This window comes from Aeromonas sp. HMWF015, from assembly GCF_963878965.1.
Taxonomy (GTDB): domain Bacteria; phylum Pseudomonadota; class Gammaproteobacteria; order Enterobacterales; family Aeromonadaceae; genus Aeromonas; species Aeromonas veronii.
This window is the reverse complement of record NZ_CAWNZT010000262.1, coordinates 1-6,976: the sequence shown is the minus strand read 5'-3', so window position 1 is coordinate 6,976 and position 6,976 is coordinate 1. Positions and strand designations below refer to the sequence as shown.

8 protein-coding genes are annotated in these 6,976 nt (G+C 58.9%); 7 read left to right on the top strand and 1 reads right to left on the bottom strand.

Annotated elements, in window-relative coordinates; genetic code table 11:
- Window positions 1-17: 17 nt before the first annotated feature.
- Complete coding sequence (gene trmA / locus AACS18_RS13650) at window positions 18-1,151, bottom strand: tRNA (uridine(54)-C5)-methyltransferase TrmA (protein ID WP_108612492.1); 1,134 nt, start codon at window positions 1,149-1,151, stop codon at window positions 18-20.
- A 170-nt stretch (window positions 1,152-1,321) separates the two neighbouring features.
- Here trmA and AACS18_RS13645 point away from each other — a divergent pair, with 170 nt between their 5' ends.
- From AACS18_RS13645 to AACS18_RS13615, 7 genes are all read left to right on the top strand, one after another.
- Window positions 1,322-2,464, top strand: a complete 1,143-nt coding sequence (locus AACS18_RS13645; RefSeq protein WP_108612491.1) for a DUF5610 domain-containing protein — start codon at window positions 1,322-1,324, stop codon at window positions 2,462-2,464.
- An 89-nt stretch (window positions 2,465-2,553) separates the two neighbouring features.
- Complete coding sequence (locus AACS18_RS13640; protein WP_108612490.1) at window positions 2,554-3,087, top strand: ATP--cob(I)alamin adenosyltransferase; 534 nt, start codon at window positions 2,554-2,556, stop codon at window positions 3,085-3,087.
- Window positions 3,088-3,183: 96 nt separating this feature from the next.
- Window positions 3,184-4,869: an HAD-IIIC family phosphatase gene (locus AACS18_RS13635; protein ID WP_181363282.1), complete on the top strand. Its 1,686-nt coding sequence runs from the start codon at window positions 3,184-3,186 to the stop codon at window positions 4,867-4,869.
- Window positions 4,862-5,086: an acyl carrier protein gene (locus tag AACS18_RS13630; RefSeq protein ID WP_042081775.1), complete on the top strand. Its 225-nt coding sequence runs from the start codon at window positions 4,862-4,864 to the stop codon at window positions 5,084-5,086. Before AACS18_RS13635 ends, AACS18_RS13630 begins: the two co-directional genes overlap by 8 nt.
- A complete protein-coding gene (locus tag AACS18_RS13625; protein ID WP_108542640.1) occupies window positions 5,083-5,847 on the top strand; it encodes an AAC(3) family N-acetyltransferase in 765 nt (254 codons plus the stop codon). Before AACS18_RS13630 ends, AACS18_RS13625 begins: the two co-directional genes overlap by 4 nt.
- Window positions 5,837-6,238 (top strand): VOC family protein, encoded by a 402-nt coding sequence (locus AACS18_RS13620; protein WP_108542639.1) that lies wholly within the window; start codon window positions 5,837-5,839, stop codon window positions 6,236-6,238. The genes AACS18_RS13625 and AACS18_RS13620 overlap by 11 nt, the downstream gene beginning before the upstream one ends.
- 14 nt (window positions 6,239-6,252) lie before the next feature.
- The coding region (locus AACS18_RS13615; RefSeq protein ID WP_146184764.1) for a DUF4910 domain-containing protein at window positions 6,253-6,976 on the top strand (724 nt) is incomplete at its 3' end.

The window sequence follows — 6,976 nt, the reverse complement described above, 5'->3', positions numbered from 1 at the left end:
TTTCCTGTCTGCCTGAATCAACCGGCCTTGCGGCGCAGATAGACCCCGGCTTCCATGTGATGGGTCCAGGGGAACTGGTCGAACAGGGCGAAACGGGCGATTTCGTGGGTTTCGCCCAGCACAGCCATGTTGGCCTGCAGTGTCTCGGGGTTGCAGGAGATGTAGAGGATGTTGTCGTACTCCTGCACCAGCTTGACGGTGGCATCGTCGAGACCGGCGCGGGGCGGGTCGACGAAGATGGTGTTGCACTGGTAGCTCTTGAGATCGACCCCCTTGAGGCGGTTGAACTCCCGCTCGCCACGCATCGCCATGGTGAACTCCTCGGCCGACATACGCAGGATGATCAGATTGTCGACGCCGTTGGCGGCGATGTTGAACTGGGCGGAGTCGACGCTCGGCTTGGCGATTTCGGTGGCCAGCACCTTGCGGAAGTTCTGCGCCAGCGCGATGGAGAAGTTGCCGTTGCCGCAATAGAGCTCCAGCAGGTCCCCTTCGCTCCCCTTGGTGACTTCCAGCGCCCAGCCGAGCATCTGCTCGTTGATGGCGGCGTTGGGCTGGGTGAAGCTGTTCTCCACCTGCTTGTAGATGAGCTGGCGACCGGCCACGTTGAGCTGCTCGATGACAAAGTCATCCCCCAGACAGATCTTCTGCTTGTGGGCACGGCCAATCAGCTGCAGCTCGAAACCTTTGGCGCGCAGGTCGGCCTGCAGCGCCTCGGCGGCCTGCTGCCACTCGTTCTCCAGCTTGCGATGGTAGAGCAGGCTGACGATGATCTGGCCGGACTGGGTGGAGAGGTAGTCGATCTGGAACAGCTTGCGACGCAGCACCTGATGGGGACGCAGCCCCTCCAGCAGCACCGGCATCAGCTGGTTGATGAGGCGGCTGGCAGTGGGGAAGTGGTCTATCTTGATGATCTCTTTGGTCGCCGGGGCATACATGCAGTGGAAGAGGTCATCCCCTTCGTGCCAGATGCGAAATTCGGCGCGCATCCGGTAGTACTCCGCCGGCGAGCTGTGCACTTCCAGCGCCGGGAGGGTGAAGCCGGCAAACAGCTCGGTGAGGCGAGCGCGCTTTTCGTCGAGTTGGGCCTGATAGTCGGCCGCGGTTCTAGGCGCCGGAGCGTTCGCGGAAGGCTGTTGGGACTGGGTCATAAATACCTCACATGCACACCGGCCAGGCCGGGTCGAAATCGGGGGAAGGCAACAGGCCACCCAAAGGGGCCCGATTTTAAAAGCCAGCCGCAGATTGTCCAGTATTTTGTGGTCAAGAAGTGTTCAGTCAGGCCGATAGCTGATCTACAGGCATGGTGGGAGGACACATTATGCAGATCGAAGGCGTGGGCGCTGCCCAACCCAAGGGAGTGGGTGTTTCTCCCAAATCGCCCCAACAGGCGGAGCAGAAACAGGTCAAGAGCGAGGAGGAGGTCTCCTTGCACAAGCCGCCCAAGTGGGCGCAGGTGCTGATCCAGCAGGCGTTGCAGTTCTCGCTGGAGATCAACGGCCAGGGTTATCAGGCGCCGAAGGTGAAAGAGCCCGAAGAGATCACCCCGGAGACCCTGTTTGACTTCCAGTCGGTGGCGGACAACGTGCTGCAGTTCGTGACCGGGCGGCTTGGTGCCGCACGGGCCGATGGCAAATCTGACGACGACCTGACCGGGATGATGGAGCAGGCCCGCAAGGGGGTCGACAAGGGCTTTGACGAGGCGAAGAAGCAGCTCGGCAAGTGGGCGACTGACAACGACGATATCAAAACCGGTATCGATCAGAGCTACAAGCTGATCCAGAAAGGGCTCGAGGAGTTCGAGAAGGAGTTCTTCGGCAAGGTTTCTCCGACCGACATGGGACAGGCCGAGATGGCCAGTCGCCAGCAGGGGTATCTGGAGATCCAGACCAAGGATGGCGACAAGGTGGTGCTGCGCTTCAACGACAGCTGGCAGACCAAGTCCCAGACCAGCGAGAGCGGCAGCCAGTTCAGCCTCAAGTCGAGCCAGAGCTTCAGCTTCTCGCTGGAGGGGGATCTCAACAGCGACGAGATGGAGTCCATCGGCAAGCTGGTCAAGGGGATCGACGAGCTGGCGGGGAGCTTCTTCTCCGGCAACTTCGAGGATCTGCTGGACAAGGCGGGCGAGCTGAAACTGGATGACAGCCAGCTGGCCTCCTACTCCCTCAAGCTCAAGCAGAGCGTCAAGCTGAGCCAGACCTATCAGGGGGCGCACTCCCTGCAGGATCTGATCAAGCCGTTTGCCGACTATCTGCCGAAGCTGGATCAGGTGCAGAAACAGGCGGATAGCCTGCTGCCACCATCCCAACAACAGGCGCTGACCCCGGCCGTGTTGGCGGCGAGAGGGGAAGGGGAACCTGCACAGGCCGATCGCTTCACCAGCTTCAACCAGCGGATGCTGGAGGCGCTGCGGATGATCAACCAGTTCCAGCCATCCACCGAGCCCGCCAGTAAGAACGCCTGAGCCACAGCGCGTAACGCAAGTAATTAGCTGCCGTTTGCCAGCCCTTCCCGGGGCTGGCAAACTGGCCTTTTCTCCAATCCGGTTGCCCCATGAACCCCAAGAAGCCAAGAGACAAGCGCGAGCTCTGCTACCCCTTTATCTTCGAAACCTCGCTCAAATGTGATTTTGAAATCGCCACCGACGAGCTCTGCTGTCAGGTCGGGGCCGTGCTGTCACACCTTGCGCCGGATGCGGATACCGAGCCCATGCTGGCGGATCTCGCGGCGTTGCAGCGACTTATCTACAACCTAAACGGCTCGGTACGCGGCAAGCTGGGGATCTTCGATGCAGATCTTGAGTGGCTCAAGGCCCGTTACGACCACTATAACGAGGCGAGTCGCGGCAGCGTCACCGGTTTCGTGTTGCCGCAGGGGCCGCAACCCATTCCCACCCTCCATCTGTGCCGCTGTGGCAGCAAGAAGGTGGTGCGGCTGCTGGTCCGGCTGGAAGAGAGCGAGGTGGCCTTCGAGCCCATTCTCTATCGCTTCGCCAACCTGCTGGCCAACTTCTTCTTCGTGCTCACCGTCTACCTCAAGCAGCGCTGGCAGGTGCCGGAAGTGCCCTACGTCAGCATCAACTACTGATGGCGGCAGAAAAAGCTTTTGTTTTTCATGAGGTTTAAACACGATAGTCTCATGTGCTCGTACTCGGTATGGTTCCGGTAACACAATAGGGAGGTCATTAGAATGATTCATCTCTGTGGTAGTTCGTTCTTGATGCCGGGCAATTTTGCCTGGCGGACTCTGGCTGAATATGACGAGGTGCAGGTTGCACCTTATGGCCAGTGGTTGCAGACCTTAATGAATCAGGGCATCGATGCCAATTCGCAAACTCACATCATCATCTGGCTGTGGGAAGATTTGGTGCCCGCTCAGACCCTGCAGGAGTGGGGTCGTCTGACGCAGGACGAGCAGCAGCTGGCGGCCGCCGCTTTCGTCAATGCGCTCTGCTTGCCTCTGTTGCAGCATCTGCAGCGCCGCCCGCAGGATCATGTGCTGGTGGGGGCCTGCAGCCATGCCCCGCTCTCCGCCTATGGCCCGGCCCCTGCCGTGCTCGCTGCGCTGGCCAGTGCGTTTGAGCTGCAGATGGCCCGCCTGCGCCAGCAGCAACCCGGCCTGGACGACCTGCACCTGCCGCTCTGGCTGCAACAGTATGGCCGCCAGCACTGCTTCGATCGGCGCAACCTCTATCTGATGTCCTGCCCCTTCTCCATGGCCGGTTTGGCCAGCCTGGCGCAGTGGATTCTACCCTTGCTGCAGCGATTGAAGCGACCCGCCCACAAGGTGCTGGTGCTCGACTGTGACAATACCTTGTGGGGCGGCGTGGTTGGCGAAGATGGTGTCGGCGGCGTCCTGCTGGGACAGGACGGAATGGGCCGGCTCTATCAGGCCTTCCAGCAGGCGGCCAGTCATTGGCACGGGCAGGGCATCGTGTTGGCGCTCTGCTCCAAGAATATGGCGGACGATGTGTGGCAACTTTTTGATGGGCATCCAGGCATGGTGCTGACACGTCAGCATATCGCTGCTGCCGAGATAGGCTGGGAGCCCAAATCCCGCGGGCTGAGGCGGCTGGCCACGCAACTCAATGTTGGGTTGGATAGCCTGGTATTTTGGGATGACAGCGAGTTGGAGCGGGCCGAGGTGCAGGCCAACTGCCCTGAGGTGATGGTAGTCACTCCCCCAGCCGACCTTTGGACGTGGCCGGATGCCCTGATGACGCTGCCAGCCCTGTGTAGTCGCCACCCGAGCAGCCGGGATGATGGCTTGCGGCAGCGTTCCTACCAAGCAAAGGCTGAGGCTGAGGCTGTACGGAGGAAACTGGGCGATGAGTGTGCCTTCTTGCGGCAATTGGCATTACACGCCAACTGGCAGTCGCTATCCCCTGGCAACCAGTTGCGAGCCGAACAGCTCAGTCAGAAGACCAATCAGTTCAACCTATCTTCCCGTCGTTATCAGGCTGCTGAGCTGGCCCGGCTGGCCGCCGAGGGCTGCGAGGTCTGGCTGGCCAGCTTGCGGGACAGGTTTGCCGATCACGGCATGACTGCCCTGCTGGTGGTGCGTCCGCTCGATGAGGGAAGAGTGCTGTTGGACACCTTGGCCATCAGCTGTCGTGTGCTGGGGCGTGGCTTTGAATATTGGCTACTGGCCCAACTGGTTGATCGGTTGCTGGCGCAGAATGTGACCGAGCTGGTCATTAGTTTGGTTACTACGGAGCGCAACTTGCCAGCACGGGATTTTCTGGCGAATCTGCCAACTCGGCCGATAACCATTCCAGCAGGATTGATACCGCTGACGGATGAGGTATTCCTTAGTCTGGATCTGACTTCTCTTTCTCTCCCGTTTTTGGAGTTTTATACCAATGAATGACCTTATTTTGCTTGTACGCCAGCAGTTTCCTCAGGCAAATGTCAACGCGCATTCAGCGCTAGGAAGTTTTCCAGAGTGGGATTCTCTGGGCCATTTCAATCTTCTGTTACTGATCGAGCAGCACTATGGCGTGCGTTTCGAACCGAATGAGCTGACCGAGTTGAAGAGTCTGGCCGAGATCCAGCAAGCCTTGTTGAGCAAAGGGGTTGCTGTGTGAAGCAGGCTCTCGAGCAGGCGCTCACCGAGCTGGGGATTCCCAGAGGCGTCGCCCTGATGGTTCACTCGGATGCCATGGTGGTGGCCCAGTTTGCCGGTATGGGCAACGCTGCGGGTATTTCGGCCTTTTGGGCATATCTCGAACAGTGGCTGGGGGGGCACCTGCTGGTGCCGACTTTTAGTTACAGCCCGATGACAGGAGAGTGCTTTGATCCTGTGCAGACACCGAGCAAGGTGGGGCTGATGACAGAGCTGTTCCGGCTGCGCGAAGGCGTTGTGCGTACGTTGGATCCTATCTTCAGCATAGCGATTAGCGGCCCGCAGGGATCTGCGCTGGTCGCTAGAGAGTGCCACGATTGCTTCGGCCAAGAGAGCCCGTTTGGCTGGCTGGAAGAGCAGGACGGTTGGCTGCTGGGGCTGGGTTGTCACCCTGACCGCATCACCTTCACCCACTATGTGGAGCAGCGGCTGGCCGTCTCCTACCGCTATCACAAGGGGTTTGCGGGTCAGGTGTGCGTTGACGGTGGAGTGCGGGAGTGGCAGGCGGATTATTATGTACGCGACTTGTCGCTGGCCAGCGAGATCGATCTCTCCCGGCTGGTGGCTCTGCTTCAGGAGCGGGGAGCCTGGCGCCAGACGCTGTGTCAGCGGGTGCCAGTCTGGGCGGTCTCGTGCCGTGACTTTATCCAGATTACCAGCGAGTTGCTGGCGTCGGCACCATACGCTCTGATCCGGGCGGGAGGAGAGTCCCATGCAGTTTGATCACATCGGACTGGTGGTGCCGGACCTGGCGAGTGGTGTGGCCTATTGCCGCGACGTGTTGGGGCTGAGCCGCTTTTCGGTTGCGGTGGAAGATCCGCTGCAGGGAGTCTGGGTGCAGTTTGTGCACGATGAGCATGGGTTGTGTTACGAACTGGTCGCCCCTGCCGGTGAGGACAGCCCTGTGACCCAGGTGATCAAGACCCGGCGTAATGTCATCAACCATCTCGCCTATCGTGTACAAAGTCTGCAGGAGGGTGCCACCAGACTACGCGAACAACGTCATCTTCCCCTTGGGCCAAGCCAACCTGCAGTGGCGTTTGGAGGGGCTCATGTCCAGTTTTTTCTCAGCCCCTTGGGCCATATTGTTGAGCTGATTGAGGACGTTGCGTGACAATGACAACACAGATGCATACCGCTGGTTATCTTCCCACAGACTGGGACGATCAGGCTCAGCTCGGTGAACAACTGCATCGATTTTTAACCTTGCTTTTTCCACTCAATCGTAGCCTGACTGGTGAGGGGGTTCGGCAAACACTGTCCTTGATCCGGCAGCACTGCTTGCCTGATTTGATCATCCATGAGGTGGAAAGCGGGACCACATGCTTCGATTGGACAGTGCCCGATGAGTGGAATGTAAAGCAGGCTTATATCGTAGGGCCTGACGGACACAAGGTCGTTGATTTCAAGGACAGCAACTTGCACCTGGTTGGTTATTCTGAGCCGGTGCGTTGTACCCTGTCACTGGCAGAATTACAGCCATATCTGCATTCATTGCCCGAACTGCCGGATGCTATCCCCTATATCACGTCTTATTACCAGCGCCGTTGGGGCTTTTGCTTACCCCATAATGTGCGAGAAGCGTTGCAGGAAGGAAATTATGAGGTAGTGATCGATACCAGTTTGCAACCGGGTTCACTGACTTATGCAGAGTGGGTGCTACCTGGGGAGAGTGAGGAGGAGATCTTGTTATCCAGCTATGTTTGCCATCCCTCCATGGCCAACAACGAGTTGTCTGGCCCAGGCATCGGGGTGTTTCTGATGGCTTGGCTTGCCTCCTTACCCAAGCGACGTTATAGCTATCGATTGATGCTTGTTCCAGAGACGATCGGAGCTATCGTTTATCTCTCTC

Coding starts and splice junctions, on each gene's coding strand:
- AACS18_RS13645 (WP_108612491.1), top strand. CDS start 1,322: ATGCAGATCGAAGGCGTGGGCGCTGCCCAACCCAAGGGAGTGGGTGTT.
- AACS18_RS13630 (WP_042081775.1), top strand. CDS start 4,862: ATGAATGACCTTATTTTGCTTGTACGCCAGCAGTTTCCTCAGGCAAAT.
- AACS18_RS13620 (WP_108542639.1), top strand. CDS start 5,837: ATGCAGTTTGATCACATCGGACTGGTGGTGCCGGACCTGGCGAGTGGT.
- trmA (WP_108612492.1), bottom strand. CDS start 1,151: ATGACCCAGTCCCAACAGCCTTCCGCGAACGCTCCGGCGCCTAGAACC.
- AACS18_RS13640 (WP_108612490.1), top strand. CDS start 2,554: ATGAACCCCAAGAAGCCAAGAGACAAGCGCGAGCTCTGCTACCCCTTT.